Genomic DNA, 18,839 nt, shown 5'->3' with positions numbered 1-18,839 from the left:
ATGACGGCTTTTCCCTGAAACAGAGCGGGAAGCATTTAAAATTTTAGTTTTGCATTGAAATTACTCACAACGTCATCTACACCTTAGTGAGGTGTGAACCTGTTGTTTACAGACGGGTTTATTACTTAACAGGGTTATTATAAACAGGCGTAGGGCTAGCCAGGTTTCGTCAATTACTGGGCAATTATCAATCTGAGGCTGACATGAAAAAATACAATGTGTTGCTGGCTGTGGCTTTGACGGCGTTTATCTCTTCCAGTGCTTTTTCCGCAGAACTGATGAAGAAAGTGGATTTTGAAAAAGTGGCGTCTGAATACACCAAAGTGGGTTCAGTGACGACGTCCAATAAAACCTCTCAGTCCGGCGCTATCGAAGACCTGTCGAAAAAAGCCGATAAAAAAGGCGGTGACGTCTTCGTTTTAACCTCCGGCAATACCAATAATAAGATCCACGGTACTGCGGACGTTTATAAGAAAAAGTGATTTTTAAACGTTAAAACCGGTTTTCTTAACATGCCCATTTCATGATGGGCATGTTATTTTTTGCGTCTTATGAAATATTCCCCGCCAGTCTGCTTTCTAATCTCATTTCCCGCACTTAAATAGCAACTATTGTTGTTTTACATCCCTTCCCCCTGAATCCAATAATCCTTGTTAACAACCTGTTTCGAAAACAAGGGAAAGCGATGGGATACCGTTTAAGTTTGCTGGAAAAAAGTCCGCTGGATGACCACGAAGATGCGGCCGGTGCGCTCAGACGCACGCTGGAACTGGCGCAAAAAGCCGAACGCTGGGGCTACCACCGGTTCTGGCTGGCGGAGCATCACAATACGGACAAACTGGCGATCTCCTCGCCTGAAATTGTCATCGCCTGGATCCTGGCGCATACCCGGCAACTGCGGGTCGGTTCCGGGGGCGTGATGCTGCAACACTACAGCCCGTTCAAGGTGGCGGAGAATTTCAATCAGCTGGCCTCGCTGGCGCCGGGACGTGTTGATCTCGGTATCGGCAAAGCGCCGGGCGGATTGCCACTTTCCACCCACGCGTTGCAGTACGCCGTCGATCCTGCCCGTAAAGGCGATTTTGCCGAACAGCTTCGCCAGCTGGATGACTGGCTGTCGGTGCCGGTCAGAGGGCATGGCGATGACCGCCTGTCTGTGACGCCGCAACCGCCGCAGCCTGCCTCACGCTTTTTGCTGGGTGCCAGTGAGCAAAGCGCGCGGCTGGCGGCGAGCCTCGGCTGGAACTTCGTTTTCGCCGCCCATCTGAATGCCGACGAGCGCGATATTTCACGCGCCCTTTCCGCCTATTCGCATGACAGCAACGGCAGGCGCGCCCTGCTGGCCGTGCCGGTGATCGTGGCCGACACGGCGGCGAAAGCGGCCAGTCTGGTGGATAACAGCCAGCGATACCGCGTGACCGGCAGCGACGGTCAGAGCGTCAATGTCGGCAGTCTGGAACAGGCCGAGCTGTACGCGCGCCAGTCGGACGCCGCGTCTCATGAAATTGAAGAGCGCAAATCCGCCGTGCTGCACGGCACCGGCGAGGAGGTCCATCAGCAACTGGAGACGTTGCAGGCGAAATACGGCATTGAGGAATTTGTGATAGACACCCCGCTGGCACAGCCGCAGGCGCGCCTGCGTTCTCTCGAATTACTCGCCACGTCCAGCGTGGCGCTGGCCTGAGGATCTGAACATGAGCCAAGGTATTCGTCTTGCCCGTGAGTCCGACGCAGCAGCCCTGCACAGCCTGCTGCAAAAGGCCTACGCGCCGCTTCTTGAGCACAACATTCACTTCACCATTACCCGCGCCAGCGTGGAAGACGTGCGGCAGGTGATCCGCAGTGAAACCACTTATGTACTGGAAACCGATGGCGGGCTGACCGCCACCCTGACCACCCGTTTTCCGTGGACACCGGCAAAAAATCATCTCGCCCCCTGGCCTTTTGTGCACTGGTTCGCGGTGGCCGAACAGGCGAAGGGCCAGGGTTTTGGCCGCGAAATTATCCGTCACGTCGAAGAAACGTTTTTACGCGATACGCTGAAATCCCCCGCCGTGTATCTGGCCACGGCGATCAGACACCCGTGGCTGACAGATCTCTATTTGCGCCGTGGCTACGAGCCGTTTCATACCGCGACCAATCCGCTCGGCGTCGAGCTGGTGTATCTGCGTAAAATTCTCGATCAGCAGGCGTTCGACGTACAGGAAAATAAGCCACAGGTTCGTACACTCACTGAATTACGCGCGCCGGTTTAGCGCCGCCCGGTTAAATCAATAAGGAATTCACAATGAGCCACAATAAATACCTTCGTCTGGGTGCCATTATTCAGGGCGCATCGGGAAATATGTCGGCGTGGCGACACCCTGACGCCGTCGCCGACGCCAGTATTAATATTCAGTTCTGCCAGCAATTAGCGCAAAAAGCCGAACAGGCTAAATTTGATTTCTTATTTGTTGCCGACGGGCTTTTTATTACTGAGAAATCTATTCCGCATTTTCTTAACCGTTTTGAGCCGATTACCCTGCTTTCGGCGCTGTCGCTGGTCACCGATAAAATTGGTCTGGTGGCGACGCTTTCAACGTCCTACAGCGAGCCGTTCACCGTTGCACGTCAGTTTGCCAGCCTCGATCATCTGAGCGGTGGCCGGGCGGGCTGGAACGTCGTCACCTCCCCGCTGGAAGGCTCGGCCAAAAACTTCTCCCGTGACAAACACCCGGAGCACGACGAACGTTACCGCATCGCCAGTGAGTACGTCAGCGTGGTGAAAGGGCTGTGGGATTCGTGGGAAAAGGATGCGTTCGTGCGTAACAAAGCCAGCGGCGAATTCTTCGCTTCCGAAAAATTACACACGCTGAATCATCAGGGAAAATACTTCTCGGTGCAGGGGCCGCTCAACGTCGGGCGCTCACCGCAAGGCCGTCCGGTGGTATTTCAGGCCGGCGCGTCCGAACAGGGCAAAGCCTTTGCCGCCGAAGCGGCTGACGCGATTTATACCCGGCAGGAAACGCCTGAGCTGGCCCGCGCATTCCGCGAGGATGTCCGCCGTCAGCTGGTGGAAAATGGCCGCAACGCCGACGATATCCGCGTGTTCCAGGGCATCAGCGTGATTATCGGGGACACCGTCAGCGAGGCTGAGCGCCAGTATCAGGAAACGGCGCAGTTAGTGACGCTGGAAAGCGCGCTGGATTACCTCGGGCGTTACTTTGAGCATTACGATTTCAGCCAGCACGACCCCGACGCGCCCTTCCCGGACATTGGCGATCTGGGCCAGAACAGCTTTCGCAGCACCACCGACGAAATCAAACGCAATGCGCACGCGCGCGGGCTGACGCTGCGTCAGGCGGCGCTGGAAGCCGCCACGCCACGCCCGACGTTCCTTGGCACGCCTGCGGATGTCGCCGACGGGCTGGAACACTGGTTTACCTCCGGCGCCACTGACGGCTTTATCGTGCGCGGCGGCACGCCGACGGCATTTGACGTCTTTGCCGACCAGGTGATCCCGCTGTTACAGGCCCGCGGGGTGTACCGCACGGAGTATGAAGGGAAGACGCTGAGGGAAAATCTGGGGTTAGCCGAGCCGGAAAACCAGTTTGCGGCGCAGGCCGCACAAGAGGAAATTGCCACCGCGTAAGGTGCAGCCAGACAGGTGATCACCGTCCTGTCTGGCTTTTGTTTATTCCCACCACCCGTTTATGCCCAGCCTCTCAGAAATAGTGCTTTTCCAGAATGGCAGAACCGTCATCAATGGATTTATGAATCAGTTTCACGCAGCGTTTGCTGTCACCCGCCTCTAACGCCAGCAGCAGCTGATCGTAATTGTGCTGGCCCTGTGCCATGTGCGCCGATTGCGGATAGAGATAGTTAAAACACGGACCGATTTGCACCCAAAGTTGTTCAATCAGCGCCGTCAGCGTCGGCATACCGGCGATGTCATACAGCGCAAAACGAAACTCACGGTTAGCCTGTAACGCCTCTTCCACGTTATTCACCACTTTCGCCGCCATAAATTGGGCATTCAGCGTTTTCAGCTGCGCCAGGCAGGCGGGCGTTGCCCGCTCGCAGGCCTGAGACACCGCCAGACCTTCGAGATTTTTACGGATCAGCGTGATTTCCTGATAACGCGTCAGCGCGATTTTAGGCACCAGAAATGCCTGCGCGGGCGTGGCATCCAGCGCGCCCGCAGACACCAGCCGCAGCAGTGCCTCGCGCACCGGCGTGACGCTGGTGCCCAGTTGCGCCGCAATCTCTTTCGTGACCAGACGCGCGCCGGGCTTGAGGATGCCGACGATCAGCGCCCCTTTCAGTTTGGCTTCGACCTGCATGGTTAAACTGACACGCTGCGCTTTTTCCATCTCAAACATGTGACATTTTCCTTTAGCAAAAATATGGCTTTTCTTTTGCGGTTTAATCCGTAGCTTGCCAAAAATACATTATATAGGATATATCATGTATTGAGGAGTTGAACATTGCTTGTACGTTTTCTGTGACGCCGGACGTCACGTTAATTCCGTCAACTTTGCTGGCGGCTTCACTTTGGGAATGACCGTAGATGAAAATACCTGCCTTTAAGCTGGCTTCGCTGGCTGTGTTGATGAGCCTCATGACGCCGGTAGCCTTCGCTTCCGAACTGGTGATTGCCCAGACAACGTCCGCAACCGCGATGGATCCCGGTTTCCTTAAAGAGCCTGCCACGCTGGTAGACAACCTGTTTGACACGCTGGTGCTGCGCGATGCCAACATGCAGTTGCAGCCGGGTCTGGCCACCGCATGGAAAGCCCTCGATGACACCACCTGGTCGTTTACACTGCGCCCCGGTGTAAAATTTTCTGACGGCGAACCGGTCAATGCGCAGGCGGTGAAATTCTCCATCGACCGCATTCTCGATCCGGCCAACCACTCACCGACCATTTCGTATATCCGCACGATAAAATCCGTTGAAGTCAGCAGCGATCTTGAAGTGAAAATTCATACCACCGGCCCGGATCCGCTGCTGCCAACCCGCATGAGCCGCTACCCGACGTACATTGTACCGCCAGCTTATGTCACAAAAGTAGGGGCGGCTGAATTTGCCCGCAAACCCGTGGGTTCCGGCGCGTATATTCTGAAAGAATTTGTCCCGGATGAAAAAGTCGTGATGCAGGCCAACGCGGATTACTGGCGCGGCAAGCCCGCAATCGATACCGTCACCTGGCGTCCGATCCCGGAAGCCACCGCGCGCATTACCGCCCTGCTGACCGGTGAAGTTCAGCTGGTGGATGGCGTACCGGCTGATCTGGTACCTGCGCTGAAAAACAAGCCGGGCGTTCATCTCGAACAGGTTAAAAACGGCGGCCTGACTATCTATCTCGGGCTGAAGAACGATCAGAAACCGCTTAACGACGTGCGCGTGCGTCAGGCGCTGTCACTGGCACTGAACCGCACCGCGTATACCCGCGATCTGCTGCACGGATTTGGCACGCCGACCGGTACCATGGCCGGGCCGAAAGATTTCGGTTATCAGGCGATACCCGCCCCGGCGCAGGATATCGCGAAGGCCAAATCCTTGCTGAGCGAAGCCGGTTACCCGCAGGGATTCACCCTGCGCTTCCAGGCGCCGCGCCGTTACATTGCCAGCGCCGACGTGGCACAGGCCATCGTGCAGGATCTGGCCGCCATCGGGGTGAAAGCCGAGCTGGAAGTGCCGGAGTGGTCGGTTTACACCCAGCAGGTTGCCGCACAAAAACAGGCACCGATGTACATGCTGGCGTGGGGTTCAACGCAAACGCTTGATGCCGACGCCGCGCTTTACCCCATTCTGCATTCCGGCGAACCCTATTCGACCGTCAGCTCACCGGAGCTGGATGCCTTACTCAACAGCAGCCGCCTGACCGTCGATCCGGCCCGTCGTGAGAAAATCCTGCAACAGATTCAGGACGTGGTGGCGCAGCAGCAACCGCTGATCCCGCTGTACAAAGAAGATGCGTTGTACGCGAGTGCCGACAACCTCACCTTCAGCGGCCGCGCCGATGCCCGTATCCCGCTGTTTGATCTGAGGCTCAAATGATTTCACCGCGACAGGCTTTGCTGAGAAAACCCCGCCGCCGTTTTTACGGTGACGGCGTCCTCGGCGGACTATTGCTCCTGCTGGTGCTCGTCCCGGCGCTGCTCGCGCCGTGGCTTCCTCTGCCCGATCCGCTGATTAACGATCTGGCGGCGGCGTTCTCGCCTCCCGGCAGTTCGGGCTCCGCGGGCGCGCACTGGCTGGGCACCGATCAGCTGGGTCGCGACCTTCTTTCCCGCATTCTCTCCGGCACCCGCCTCTCGCTGATGGTGGTGATGCTGGCGGCGGTGATCGCTGCGCTGATCGGTTCCGCACTCGGCATGATCGCCGGTTACGTCGGGGGCTGGCTGGACGCGGTGATCATGCGCCTGATGGATATCCAGCTCGCCGTGCCGTTCATCCTGCTGATCCTGCTGGTGATGGCGCTGTTCGGCGCAACGCTCAGCAACATTATTGTGATCATGGGCGTCACCAGTTGGGCGATTTACGCCCGCGTGGCACGGGCGAAAACGCTGGAAATCCGCGAACTGGAGTACATCGAATCCGTGAAAGCGATGGGGTTCTCCACGCCGCGCATTTTGCTGCGCCACGTATTACCCAATCTGATGACGCCGCTCATCGTGCTGCTGACGCTGGATATTCCCCGGCTGATTGTGCTGGAAGCGTCAATTGGCTTTCTCGGCATGGGCATTCAGCCTCCGACGCCGACCCTTGGCAATCTGATCGGCGAAGGCCGTTCTTACATGCTGCTGGCGCAGTGGCTGGTGCTGTATCCCGGCCTGGTGATTGCCGCGCTGGTGATCGGCTGCAATTTGCTCGGCGACAGTCTGCTGCGCAAAACCCACACGAGGCTCGACTGATATGTTGCGCTATATCCTGCACCGCCTCGCCCAATCCGTTCTGGTGATGTTCGGCGTGTCACTGCTGATTTTTTACAGCCTGCATCTGACCGGCGATCCGGCTGCCGTCATGATGCCACCCGGTTCCAGTCAGCAGGAGATGGAGAATTTTCGTCACAGCATGGGCTTTGACCGGTCACTGACCTGGCAATACTGGCATTACCTGACCGGCGTGCTGCAGGGCGATATGGGTGAATCGCTGCGCTACAGCCAGCCGGTGACCGAACTGATTTCCCAGCGCGTACCGGCGACATTACTGCTCGCCGTCACCGCGCTGGCCTGGAGCACGCTGGCCGGTTTACTGCTCGGGATCCTCAGTGCGCTTCGTCAAAACACGCTGTGGGATCTGTTCGCCCGCCTGCTGGCGTTCAGCGGCCAGGCCGTGCCGGTGTTCTGGCTCGGCCTGTTGCTGATCATCGTGTTCAGCCTGAATTTACGCTGGCTGCCCTCCGGCGGCTACGGCAGCGCCAGCCAGCTGGTGATGCCCGCACTGAGCCTGGGCGCGTATTACATGAGCGCCATTGCCCGCCTGATCCGCGCCAGCCTGATAGACGTTTTACAGCAGGATTATATCCGCACAGCTCGCGCCAAAGGGCTGAGTCAGTGGCGCGTTGTGGTGCGCCACGGGTTACGCAATGCGCTGATCCCGGTGATTACCGTTCAGGGCATGTATTTTGCGTCCCTGCTCGGCGGCGCGCTGGTCACGGAAATCATTTTTGCCTGGCCGGGGATTGGCCGCCTTGCGGTGCAGGCGATCCAGAACCGTGATTTCCCGCTGGTGCAGGCCATCGTGCTGCTGGCCGCGCTGGTGTTTGTCGGCATTAATCTGATTATCGATCTGCTTTATGTCGTGCTTAATCCGAGGATTCGCCTGTGACTGTTGAGATCCCTGCTGAACTGCAACCCACCCTCGCCGTTCTGTCTGCCATTACGCCGTTTGCCAGCGTAGCCGGGCGAATTGATGAGCAACGCGAACTTGCCCGCTGGCTGGAAGCCTGGATCATCCGCGAGCTGGGCGGCACGCCGGTTATCACCGTCAGCCAGCAATCGGCAGGCGACGCGCCGCCGCTGGTGCATCTGCGCATCGACATGCAGGCCGCGAAAACGCTGGTGCTCTACAACATGTATGACGTCATGCCCGCCGGACCGGAAGGCTGGGAGCACCCGCCGTTCAGCGGCGGATTCAGTGACTGGCCGGGCATTGGCGCCGTCTTTGTCGCGCGCGGAGCCGAAAACAACAAAGGCCCGCTGGCGGGGATGCTGACGGCCATCAAATCCCTGCGCGATAGCGGTGCCCTGCGGGTCAATCTGGAGATCATTCTTGAAGGTGAGGAAGAGACGGGCAGCGGGCATTTACGCCGCTATCTGGCACAAACACCCTGCCCGGTGGCACCCGCTGACGCGGTCTTTTTCCCCTCGCTGTGCGAATACGGCGGCGGCGAACCGCGGGTTTACCTCGGTTTCAGCGGGCTGAGCGGCGGCAGAATTGAAGTCAACGCGGGCAAATGGGGCGGCCCTCATGCGGCAATCCATGCCAGCAATGCCAACTGGATCGCCAACCCCATCTGGCACCTGGTGAACGCCCTCCATGCCATTGCGCCTGCCAAAGACAACGGCGTGATGGCGCGACGGCAGACCGACGAACAGGCGACCCGCCTGCTGACCACTCTCGCCGAACGGTTCAGTATCGAAGACGAACTGCGCTTTCGTCGCAGCGAAAAACTGTCCGTACACGGCGACACGCTCGCCTGCCTGCAACAGCTGATTAACGGCGCGGTGCTGAACATTTCCGAAATCCGCAGCGATCCTTCCGATGCGCGCGGCGTGATCCCCCACCGTGCCAGCGCCGAATTTGCACTGCGGGTGCCGCCCGGCATCGACGGGGAAAGCCTGCTTAACGGCATCAGGGAAACCCTGTCGCGCCCGGAATTCAGCGGCGTGACGCTGACGCTGGACGACAGCTATCCCGGCCACCGCTTCCTGCGCGAAAGTGCCGGGGTGGACGCGCTGCTCGCCAGCTATCAGGCGCAGGGTGCCACGCCGCAAATCTGGCCCTGGGCGCCCGGCTGCGCCCCCGCCTACACCTTTGCGCACGTGTCTGAAGCCTTTTTGATTGGCGGCCTCGGCCACGGTGGCAATGCCCACGGCGTCAATGAATTCGTCACCCTGCGCGGGCTGGCACGGTTTCAGCAATCCGTCACCGACTGGATACAGTTCTTCAGCAACGACACCTCTTTTTCAACGGTGACGGAGTGATCTCCGCCGCTGTTTTGCGTCAACGCCCGGGAAAGTTTTAAAAAATAATCAGCAGGAAAATATGATGAAACAAGCAGATGATTTTGAACGTGTTCCACTGGGGTTTTTCCCCACACCTCTCGAGCGTCTGGCCTCGCTCAGTACCTCGCTTGGCATCACGCTCGACATCAAACGTGATGATTACACCGGCTTTGGCGGCGGTGGCAACAAAGTCCGTAAGCTGGAGTATCTGATGGCTGACGCCTGCCGCAAGCAGGTCAAGGTGGTCATCACCACCGGCGGCCATCAGTCCAACCATGCCCGCATGGTGGCGGCGGCGGCACGTAAGTTCGGCATGAAACCGGTGCTGGTGCTGCGTGGCGACGCGCCGCAGAGTTATCAGGGCAACCTGTTGCTCGATAAGCTGTTTGGCGCTGAGCTGGAGTTCCTCGACCCCGAGGGCTATTTCACCCAGATTGAAGGCGCCATGAACGCCCACGCGTCGGCGGCAGAAGCCCGTGGCGAGAAAGCCCTGATCATTCCGCTCGGCGGTGCCACGCCGCTCGGCGCACTGGGCTACGTGCGCGCGGTCGAAGAGATGGATGTTCAGCTCAAAGAGCGCAATCAGCCACCGCCGCAGGTGATCGTCGCCCCCACCGGCTCCGGCGGCACTCTGGCCGGATTGTACGTCGGTGCCCGTAAATACTGGCCTGACACCCGCATCGTCGGCATCAGCGTCAGTGCTAAGGCCGAATGGTTCCGCACGCGTATATCCGCCATGGCGCAGGATTGCGCCGACCTGCTCGAATGGCCGCAACGCTGGACTCCCGACGATATCTGGATTGAGGATGAGTACGTCGGTACAGCCTATGGCGTGCCGTCTGCCGGGGGGATTGACGCCATTTACCGTGTCGCGCAGGAAGAAGGCCTGCTGCTGGATCCGGTATACACCGGCAAGGCCATGCACGGCCTGATCGGTCTGGTGGAACAAGGCAAAATTAAAGCCGGTGCCACGGTGATTTTCGTCCACTGCGGCGGTTCACCGGCGCTCTATCCCTTTGCCCAAACGCTGCTGGAGCACTGAAATGACGGAGGGTTTTCGCTATCTGAGCCGGCAGGACGTCATCGCGCTCGGCGGTACGCTGGCGCAGGCGGCGCTGGATGATGTCTGTGACGTTGTCACGCTGATGCGCCACCACGACGCCGAAATGCCTGCGGAAACCCATGTCAGCCTCACCGGCCAGCGTGGCAAAGCCTATGCATTACCGGCGCGGGTTGGCGGACGTTTTAATGTCGCAGGCGTGAAATGGACCGCCCACCGGCCAGACGCACAGGACAATCTGCCGCAGGCAATGGCGCTCACGCTTGTCAGCCGGGCGGATAACGGACTGCCGCTCGGGCTGGTGGAAAGTGGTGCACTGACCGCCACCCGCACGGCGGCCGTGAGCGCACTTGCCCTGCGTCACGCCGCGCCGCGCACCGTGCAGCGCGTGCTGCTGCTGGGGGCTGGCGTTCAGGCGATGGCGCATCTGGATATGCTGCGTCAGTTGTTCGGCAATTTGCTGGAAGTCAGCTGGTGGGATCGCCGCCAGCGCAGTTTGCCGGTTGATAGCGCGTCTTTGCCGTGGCCGCTGGTCAACGTCGAAAATTTCCAGGAGGCGCTCAGCCGGGATATTGACGCAGTGATCACCTGCACCAGCGCCGCAGAACCTCTGCTGGAAGCTGAGGCGATGCACCCCGGACGGCTGGTGATCCAGGTCGGCTATCACGAAGTCAGTTTTGCCGCCATCCGCTGCGCCAGCCGCGTGGTGGTGGATTTATGGGGTGATTTCTGCGAAACCAGTGCCAAAAGTCTGTTCCAGATGTACCGCGCCGGTGAATTCAGCAGGGAGCGGGTGGATGCAGATTTAGGCAACCTGCTGCTCGACGGCTGGCGGCCTGCCGCCGGAGACAGCGTCTATTTTTCCTCTTTTGGCCTTAACGTGTTCGATATCGCCCTGGCCTCGCGGGTTCTGCGGCTGGCCGCTGAACGCGATACCGGCACCCTGTTACCGTTTTTCCCGGAGTCCCCCCATGCCCCTGAATAATTCCCTGCTGATCGGTGCGTCGGAACTGCGCGCCCGTCTGGCGCAGGGCGAGTTATTTGCGCTGATTGACGTCCGTGAACGGGCGCAATGGCAGCAGGCCACCCTGCCTGATGCCTGCCATCTCAACGTGTACGACTATTTTATTCCTGACAGCAGCGACGAAGGGATCGTCAGCATGGCTCACGCCTTTTATCGTGCGTGGCAGACGCTGCTCATCGGTGACAACGTCACTCTGGTTTTTTTCGAGCAACAGGTGGGCATGCGCTCGCCACGGGGCGTCTGGTTCACGCAGTTTGCCGGCATTTCGGGGGCGTTACTGCTCGACGGCGGTGTGGATGCCTGGGTGCAGGCCGGTGGCGCGCTGCTGCCCGGACAGGGTTTGCAGGCTGAAATCAGCGCACAACACCCTGACTTCTCACCCGCTCCCGTAATGCACAGACCCCTCACCGCCACGCGGGCTGACGTGCTGGCAGCGGCGCAACACCACACGCAGATTATCGATGCCCGCAGGCAAAGCGAGTATTCCGGCGAGTTTGCCCATGAATGCTGTCACCGCGCCGGACGTATTCCGGGCGCCACACTGCTGTTTTGGGAGGATGTGATACAGGACGGTCAGTTTCTGGCAGCCGGTGAGCTTCGTCAGCGTGCTGAAAAAGCCGGGATTTCACCCGATCGCCGCACCATTATTTATTGCCACCGTGGCGCACGGGCAGCCACGGTGTATGTCGCGCTTCAGCTGGCGGGTTATCAGCATCTGGCGATTTATGTCGGCTCCTGGCATGAATGGGCTGAACATGATGAATTGCCGATGCTGACCGGTTTCTAGCTGGCTTTACGCAGTTGCAGCGCCTGCACAATATCGGGCGCCGCGGCCAGCAGCTGGCGGGTATACGGGTGTTGCGGCGCGACAAGCACCTCGCCGGTGGTGCCGCTCTCCACCACTTTTCCGTGATACAGCACCACCACGCGATCGCAGACCTGTTTCACGGCAGCCAGATCATGACTGATAAACAATACGGTCAGCCCCAGTTGTTCACGCAGTCTGTCCAGCAGCGCCAGTATTTGCCCGCGAACCGATAAATCCAGTGCCGAGACGGCTTCATCCGCGACCAGTAACTCCGGTTCCAGCGCCAGCGCACGGGCAATCGCCACGCGCTGACGCTGGCCGCCGGAAAACGCACCGGGTAAGCGACTGGCGTGATGCGCTTCCAGCCCGACCAGTTTGAGCAACTCCGCCACCCTTGCCTGAATCTGCCCCGCCGGACGTAATTTATAGACCCGCAGCGGTTCGGCGATTTGTTCACCAATGGTCATTTTCGGGTTCAGGCTGGCATAGGGATCCTGAAAGATAATTTGCGCACGGCGACGCATTTTCTGCCGGATGGCCTGGCTGGCGAGGGTCAGGGATACGCCGTCAAATTCGATATCGCCGCTGTCGGTGTCAATCAGCCCCATAATCGCCCGCCCCAGCGTCGTTTTACCGGAACCGGATTCCCCGATAAGCCCGAGAATTTCGCCACGGCGGATATCCAGCGTGGTGGGGAACAGCACCGTCTGGCGTTTAGCGGCAACAAAAGGCAGAGAGCGGGTTTGCGCATAACTTTTGGTCAGCGCCTGCAACCGGATAAGCGGTGCCTCGTCGCTTATCTGTGCGCCTGCCGGACGCGCCTGCGGTTGTGAGGCGGCAATCAGTTTGCGGGTATAGGGTTCCTGCGGCGCTGTCAGCAACTGCCCGACCAGCCCCTGCTCGACCAGGTTTCCCTGATGCATGACATACGCGCGGTCGGCGTAACGGGCAACGATGCTTAAATCGTGAGTAATCAGCAGGATCCCCATTTCCATTTCCTGTTGCAGTTCCTGCAACAATGCGAGGATTTGCGCCTGAATGGTGACGTCCAGCGCGGTGGTGGGCTCATCGGCAATCAGCAGACGGGGTTTAGAGCTGATGGCGCTGGCGATCATCACCCGCTGGCGCATCCCGCCGGAAAGCTGATGAATATACTGCTTCGCCCGCTGCTCGGGGTTAACGATGCCCACGCGATCCAGCAAGGCAACCGCGTCGCGATGCGCCTGTTTCCAGCCAATCTGCTGATGGCGAACCAGCACTTCCGCGATCTGCTCCCCGACTTTCAGCACCGGATTCATGCTGGTCATCGGCTCCTGAAATATCATCGCCAGTTCTTTGCCGCGCACGGGCGCATCGTAAGGCACATCCGGGCTGGCAATACGTTTATCCTCCAGCCAGATTTCGCCCCCGCTCATCAACACGCCGGGCGGCAACAACCCCATCAGCGCCAGCGAACTGAGGGTTTTCCCCGAGCCTGATTCCCCTACCAGCGCCACTATTTCGCGTCTGTTCACCTGAAAGGAGACAGGATTTACCAGCGGGATCCCTGAATCGGTATGAATCGCAAGACTGCGGATATCGAGAAGCGGTGTGGATGGGGTCATAACGGGATTTCCTGGGTGGAAAGTGAGCATAGAGGATATATCGTATATTGTTGAGGGGCAACAGGTAGCCATGGTGGTGTGGTCTTAAGGTCAAGTTCAAGACCGTGGGTTGCCACCCACACCGGCCTTAAGGTCAACACCGTGGGTTGCCACCCACACCGACTTGGGGGGCGGCGGCTATTCCACGCGTTGTAACCCGACCATTTTAGGGCCTGGTGAAAATTTCGGTTTCTCACGTGCGGTGATCGCTCAGCGGCTGTCGCCGAAACCGCCCAAAAGGGGCCAGGACGGGCCCCTCTTGGATCTCCCACGTCTTTTTACTGCGCGCTATCGCTCGCGGGCTATGTTGCAGCGGCTTGCGTTATTGCCGCAAAATCCCGCCGCTGCGCGGTGCCCTCCGGTCGGGTTACAACCCGCGCAAAAACACGCGCGGTTTTCCACCACTCCCTACGGCGTGATTTTTGAGCGCGGCCAATGGCATTTCAAAGTCAAAGGAAATGTATTTGGTTTTCTTTATTTTTCTCATCCCACTTCGCAGGGGGAGGAGAAAAACATTTGTTTTACATAGCCTTTGGCCGCGCTCAAAACGACGTCGAATGAACGGTGAGAAACCGCGAGGGGGTTTTTCCGAGCGGGTCCGAACCTGAAATGAGAGGACCGCGCAGCGGCGGCGTTTGCGGCAATAGGAGGAGCTTCTGAAACATAGCCCGCGAGCGGCAGCGCGCAGTGAAAGAGCCCGGGATTCTTAAGGGGGGCGGCGATAAGCCCCCCTTAAGGCCGGTGTGGGTGGCAACCCACGGTCTTGAACTTGAAGTTGAAGTTGAAGTTGAAGTTGAAGTTGAAGTTGAAGCACAGGATAACCCCCCCCTGTTTTACCCCCTCCCTCTTATCCCCAAATTCTCCCTGAAATCCCCCCCGCTGTACTCCGTATCAATCAACCCGCGGCGGCGTAATTCCGGCAGTAAGCCGTTGAGCAGCAGGTCCTCCTGATCCGGCTGGCCCAGCCCGTGCAGGGAAATCACATCCAGCACGCCCGCCTGGTAACGTTGTTCGATGGCGTCGGCCAGCGTTTCCGGGGTACCGGCGACAAACCAGTGGCCGGTTTCCTGTGCCTGAATGATCAATTCGCGCAGCGTCAGCCCCTGTAAGGCAAAACGTTTGAAGATTTCTGCGCGCCCGCGACGCCGGTTGACCTGCTCAATGTCGGGCAGCAGGCGCAACGGGACAGGCTGATCCAGCGCCAGATCCCGCAGGTCAATCTCGCCACCGAGCATGTCCGCCACTTTCAGGCGTCCCTGCTCGTAATCGATGCGCTCATGCTTTTCAAATAACCGGCGCGTCACGTCTGACGGGCTTTCGCCGATGATCGAGTGGAACGAGTTCATGATTAATGGGCGATTTTCGCGGCGGCCAAACGCATCCGTATGATGGTGTACCTGTTCGACAAAGTGCTTCGCATCCTCAAAGGTGGGCTGTGAGGTGTAAATCACTTCGGCGTAGCGGGCGCCCAGCTTCAGCCCTTCTTCGGACTGCCCGGCCTGAAACTGTACCGGCCGGTGCTGCGGCGGAGGTGGCACATTTAGCGGCCCCTGCACGCGGAAAAAATCGCCGTGATGATGCACCGGATGCAGCTTGCGCGGGTCGATGGTGACTGAACCGCTTTTATTGCGGCGCACGGCGTCCGGCTGGTTGGCATCGAACAGCGCGTTGATCACCTCGATAAATTCGGTGGCACGGGCATAGCGAACCTGTGGCGCAGGCAGGGTGATGTCACCAAAGTTCTCTTCCCCCACCGACGACGTCACCGCGTTCCAGCCCGCACGGCCTCCGCTGACGTGATCGAGCGTGCCGACCAGCCGGGCGAGGTTGTAAGGGTGCTGATAAGTGGTGGAAATCGTGGCGATAAGCCCGATGTGCGAGGTGACCTGGCTCAGTGCGGCAAGGGTGACGACAGGATCCTGACTGCCGGTCGAACCGGACAGTCCGTCCGGGTCAGCCTGCAACAGATCGGCGGTAAACAGCCCGGTGATCTTCTCTTTTTCCGCTATTTTCGCCTGCGCAATAGCACGGGTAATACCGGTCACGCGTCCCTGATCATTGGAGGCGTACACCACGCTCCCTGCCCCGACCAGAGTTTTCAGACGACGGCGAGATTGGATAGTCAAATGATCTCCTTAATTTGAATAATGAGTCTGCGTTAAAAATAGAGATCAGGGTTATTTACGCCACGAAGAAAAAAGCATTTGAATACGACAAAAATGAATAAACCCGCACTGACACATCCGCAGAAATAACCCCGCCCGGCAGGATGCGCGCCAAAGTCATTTATTTACGCTGGTAAGCAAATATTGTGATTTTACAACCCGGCAACGCGCCTTTAATAATCATTACGGGAATTGCGATTCCCTATAACAGATCCAATGTATTCATCTTTGTTGATGTATTTCAAATACCGTCCGGGTATGACTTTAATGGGAAAAATATGAAAGCCTCTGCCGCCTCACTGTCTGCTTTAACGCTGTTAATTCTTTCCTCCGGCCAGGCGCTTTACGCGGCTGAAAAACCGGTATCAGGCGGAACCCTCACCTGGGGCGTGGAAACCGAACCGAATACGCTTAACCCTCAGCTGAACGGCCAGTCCAAAGCGGAACTGATCCTGCGTGTCGCCTACGAGTCGCTGCTCGCGCGTAAACCTGACGGCAGTTATATTCCGTGGCTGGCTACCGGATATTCGGTGTCAGAAGACGGCAAAACCTACACCTTTACCCTGCGCGATGACGTGAAATTCTCCAACGGTGAGAAGTTCAACGCCAGTGCCGTGGCGGAAAACTTCCGCCATGCGCAGGATCCGGCCTATTGCGCAGGCTCCAGCATCTGTGCGTTGGCCGGGCGGATCGACAGCGTGGCCACCCCCGACGAGCACACCGTCAGCATTACGCTGAAACAGGCTTACAGCCCGTTCCTCTCTTTCGCCTCCGGCCTGAAACTGATTTCGCCGTCATCCTGGACCTCGCCTCAGCTCAAATCAGGCGGCACGGATATCGCCGGGACCGGCCCGTTTATCCTCAAACGCTATGAGAAAGGCCAGCAGATTGAATATGTGCGCAACCCGGATTACCACTGGGCGTCTGCCAATGCCCGCCATCAGGGCCCGGCCTATCTGGAAGGCGTGACTTACCGCTTCCTGCCTGAATCGTCGGTGCGCACCGGCGCACTGCTTTCCGGCCAGGTTGACGTTATCGAAGGCGTCTCCGGCAATGATGCGGGCGAATTCAAAGACAACGCGGATTTCTCTTATCAGCACGCTCTGAATACCGGCACCCCTTACTCACTGTTTCTTAACGTGAAATACGGGCCGACGCAGGAACTGAACGTCCGTAAGGCGATTTTACAGGGGCTGGATATTTCGCCCATCCTGCAATCGATTTATCGCGGCGAGCGCACCCGCGTCTGGGGGATCACCTCACCGGTTGACCCGTTGTACGACAACAGTCTGGTGAATAAATACGGCAACAACCCGGCACTGGCGAATCAGCTGCTGGATGAAGCTGGCTGGAAAACCAAAGGCGCAGACGGTATCCGCACCAAAGACGGCAAACCGCTGACCATAGAAATCATTCAGGCGCAGGCCACGGTGCGCGATCAGCGCGATGTGTTATTGCAGGCCTTGCAGGCGCAGGCGCGGCAACGTCTGGGTATTGATCTGAAAATCCGTTATGTCGATTCCGGCACCTATACCGAAGTGCGGAAAACCGGTGAATTCGGCTCGATCGCTAACTCCAATACCGATACCGACGGCATAGATATCGAAAACCATTACCTGCCGGTGAACGCCGGAGGGGCAATCAACTACAGCCGCACCGATGCCCCGGAGATCATTCCGTTGCTCAAAGGCGCGTCGCAAACGCTGGATAACAGCGAACGTAAAAACTTCTACGGCCAGTTGCAGAATTTTGCCGTGTTGCAGCAGGCGCTGGCGATCCCACTGTACGAGCCGGAAGACCAGATTGCCGCCGCGTCTTACGTTCATGACGTGGGTTTCAGGCCGTTCAAACAGATGCCGGAAAACACCTACGACGTCTGGCTGAGCAAGCACTGATCGGGCGCTCAGCATCCATAAGCAAGGAGTCACACCATGACGGTTGAAAGTTCACTGGCTTCACCCCGGCTGCCCGACACCCCGCCGTCATGGCGATGGCGGATCCTCCGGCGGCTGCTGAGCGGCGCGCTGGTGTTATGGGCGGCGGTGACGCTGTCTTTTATCAGCGTGCATCTCGCGCCGGGGGACATTGTCAGTTTACTGATGGGCGAACAGGTACAGACTCCGGCCATCGAAGCGGCGATCCGGGCGGAATGGGGGCTGGATCAGCCTCTGTACAGGCAATATCTGCACTATTTATGGCGCGTGCTGCACGGCGATTTTGGCCGCTCTTATATGCTCAATACTGACGTCAGTTCGCTGGTGCTGTCACAGCTGTGGCCAACGCTCAAACTCACCGGTCTGGCGCTGGTGTTCAGCCTGATATTTGCCGTGCTGATGGCGGTGACCACCGCGCACCGCCGCCTGGGGCAGCGCATCGCCGGGTCGGTCGAGCTGGTTCTGGCCTCCACGCCCTCTTTCTGGCTGGGCATCGTGCTGCTGTTTATCTTCAGTTTTACACTGCGCTGGTTTCCGGTGGCGGGCGATCGCAGCTTTTCCTCACTGGTGCTGCCCGCGTTATCTCTGGGCTTATCGCTGGGTGCGGTGGTGTCACAGGTGCTGCGGCGCGGGCTGGAAGACGCGCTCGATCAGCCCTTTATGCTGACGCTGCGTGCCTGGGGTTTACCCGATACCACCCTGCGTTTGCGTCACGCACTGCGCCACGCCGCCCTGCCCGCCGTCACCCTGACCGGCTGGCTGATTGGCGGTTTACTCAGCGGCGCGGTGATCACCGAACAGGTTTTTGGCCGTCCGGGGCTCGGCAAAATCACCGTGGATGCGGTACTGGGTAAAGACCTTCCGGTGGTGCTGGCGGTGGCGATTTTCTCCGCGCTGGTGTACGTGGTGCTCAGTACGCTGGTGGACATTCTCTATTTATTCATCGATCCGCGCCTGCGTGATGCGGACGGGGAGCACACGTCATGAGC

Annotated in this window: 17 protein-coding genes; 14 read left to right on the top strand and 3 right to left on the bottom strand. The window is 58.6% G+C overall.

Going from position 1 to position 18,839, the window contains the following annotated elements:
* Positions 1-203: 203 nt before the first annotated feature.
* From yahO to ABSH60_RS19645, 4 genes are all read left to right on the top strand, one after another.
* A complete protein-coding gene (yahO, locus tag ABSH60_RS19660) occupies positions 204-482 on the top strand; it encodes a DUF1471 family periplasmic protein YahO (RefSeq protein ID WP_056777315.1) in 279 nt (92 codons plus the stop codon).
* Between the two features lie 203 nt (positions 483-685).
* Positions 686-1,684 (top strand): MsnO8 family LLM class oxidoreductase, encoded by a 999-nt coding sequence (locus ABSH60_RS19655; protein ID WP_390975437.1) that lies wholly within the window; start codon positions 686-688, stop codon positions 1,682-1,684.
* Between the two features lie 10 nt (positions 1,685-1,694).
* Entirely contained in the window at positions 1,695-2,255 is a 561-nt protein-coding gene (locus ABSH60_RS19650; RefSeq protein WP_390975435.1) for a GNAT family N-acetyltransferase, read from the top strand.
* 32 nt (positions 2,256-2,287) lie between these two features.
* Positions 2,288-3,631, top strand: a complete 1,344-nt coding sequence (locus ABSH60_RS19645) for an LLM class flavin-dependent oxidoreductase (RefSeq protein ID WP_122095378.1) — start codon at positions 2,288-2,290, stop codon at positions 3,629-3,631.
* 73 nt (positions 3,632-3,704) lie between these two features.
* Here the strand turns inward: ABSH60_RS19645 and ABSH60_RS19640 are convergent, their stop codons facing one another.
* Positions 3,705-4,361: a GntR family transcriptional regulator gene (locus ABSH60_RS19640; RefSeq protein WP_390975432.1), complete on the bottom strand. Its 657-nt coding sequence runs from the start codon at positions 4,359-4,361 to the stop codon at positions 3,705-3,707.
* A gap of 188 nt (positions 4,362-4,549) precedes the next feature.
* On the opposite strand from ABSH60_RS19640, the gene ABSH60_RS19635 reads away from it, so the two are divergent.
* From ABSH60_RS19635 to ABSH60_RS19605, 7 genes are all read left to right on the top strand, one after another.
* Entirely contained in the window at positions 4,550-6,043 is a 1,494-nt protein-coding gene (locus ABSH60_RS19635) for an ABC transporter substrate-binding protein (protein WP_390975430.1), read from the top strand.
* Positions 6,040-6,900, top strand: coding sequence for an ABC transporter permease subunit (locus tag ABSH60_RS19630; protein WP_390975427.1), 861 nt, complete (start codon positions 6,040-6,042; stop codon positions 6,898-6,900). Before ABSH60_RS19635 ends, ABSH60_RS19630 begins: the two co-directional genes overlap by 4 nt.
* A gap of 1 nt (position 6,901) precedes the next feature.
* Positions 6,902-7,816 carry an ABC transporter permease gene (locus ABSH60_RS19625; RefSeq protein WP_136375195.1) on the top strand — a complete coding sequence of 305 codons (915 nt, stop codon included), beginning with the start codon at positions 6,902-6,904 and terminating at the stop codon, positions 7,814-7,816.
* The gene (locus ABSH60_RS19620) at positions 7,813-9,195 is read left to right on the top strand and encodes a M20/M25/M40 family metallo-hydrolase (RefSeq protein WP_390975425.1); all 1,383 of its coding nucleotides are present in this window, start codon (positions 7,813-7,815) and stop codon (positions 9,193-9,195) included. Before ABSH60_RS19625 ends, ABSH60_RS19620 begins: the two co-directional genes overlap by 4 nt.
* A 64-nt stretch (positions 9,196-9,259) precedes the next feature.
* Positions 9,260-10,258: a pyridoxal-phosphate dependent enzyme gene (locus tag ABSH60_RS19615; RefSeq protein WP_390975829.1), complete on the top strand. Its 999-nt coding sequence runs from the start codon at positions 9,260-9,262 to the stop codon at positions 10,256-10,258.
* A gap of 1 nt (position 10,259) precedes the next feature.
* The gene (locus tag ABSH60_RS19610; protein ID WP_390975423.1) at positions 10,260-11,261 is read left to right on the top strand and encodes an ornithine cyclodeaminase; all 1,002 of its coding nucleotides are present in this window, start codon (positions 10,260-10,262) and stop codon (positions 11,259-11,261) included.
* Entirely contained in the window at positions 11,248-12,087 is an 840-nt protein-coding gene (locus tag ABSH60_RS19605; RefSeq protein ID WP_390975421.1) for a rhodanese-like domain-containing protein, read from the top strand. Before ABSH60_RS19610 ends, ABSH60_RS19605 begins: the two co-directional genes overlap by 14 nt.
* Here ABSH60_RS19605 and ABSH60_RS19600 read toward each other — a convergent pair.
* Positions 12,084-13,712, bottom strand: coding sequence for a dipeptide ABC transporter ATP-binding protein (locus ABSH60_RS19600; protein ID WP_390975419.1), 1,629 nt, complete (start codon positions 13,710-13,712; stop codon positions 12,084-12,086). The genes ABSH60_RS19605 and ABSH60_RS19600 overlap by 4 nt on opposite strands.
* 298 nt (positions 13,713-14,010) lie before the next feature.
* Between ABSH60_RS19600 and ABSH60_RS19595 the strand changes: the two genes are divergently transcribed.
* Positions 14,011-14,280 carry a hypothetical protein gene (locus ABSH60_RS19595; protein WP_390975417.1) on the top strand — a complete coding sequence of 90 codons (270 nt, stop codon included), beginning with the start codon at positions 14,011-14,013 and terminating at the stop codon, positions 14,278-14,280.
* Positions 14,281-14,584: 304 nt separating this feature from the next.
* Here ABSH60_RS19595 and ABSH60_RS19590 read toward each other — a convergent pair whose 3' ends face one another.
* Positions 14,585-15,877: an NtaA/DmoA family FMN-dependent monooxygenase gene (locus tag ABSH60_RS19590; protein ID WP_390975415.1), complete on the bottom strand. Its 1,293-nt coding sequence runs from the start codon at positions 15,875-15,877 to the stop codon at positions 14,585-14,587.
* Between the two features lie 317 nt (positions 15,878-16,194).
* On the opposite strand from ABSH60_RS19590, the gene ABSH60_RS19585 reads away from it, so the two are divergent.
* Both ABSH60_RS19585 and ABSH60_RS19580 read left to right on the top strand, forming a co-directional pair.
* Positions 16,195-17,811 carry an ABC transporter substrate-binding protein gene (locus ABSH60_RS19585; protein WP_056777366.1) on the top strand — a complete coding sequence of 539 codons (1,617 nt, stop codon included), beginning with the start codon at positions 16,195-16,197 and terminating at the stop codon, positions 17,809-17,811.
* A 36-nt stretch (positions 17,812-17,847) separates the two neighbouring features.
* Positions 17,848-18,837 (top strand): ABC transporter permease, encoded by a 990-nt coding sequence (locus ABSH60_RS19580; RefSeq protein ID WP_056777370.1) that lies wholly within the window; start codon positions 17,848-17,850, stop codon positions 18,835-18,837.
* Positions 18,838-18,839: the final 2 nt, after the last annotated feature.

Origin of the sequence: Rahnella sp. R3(2024), from assembly GCF_042920125.1 — a bacterium.
Taxonomy (GTDB): domain Bacteria; phylum Pseudomonadota; class Gammaproteobacteria; order Enterobacterales; family Enterobacteriaceae; genus Rahnella; species Rahnella rivi.
Note: the sequence above shows the minus strand (reverse complement) of the source record. Positions and strands in the feature narration are given on the sequence as shown.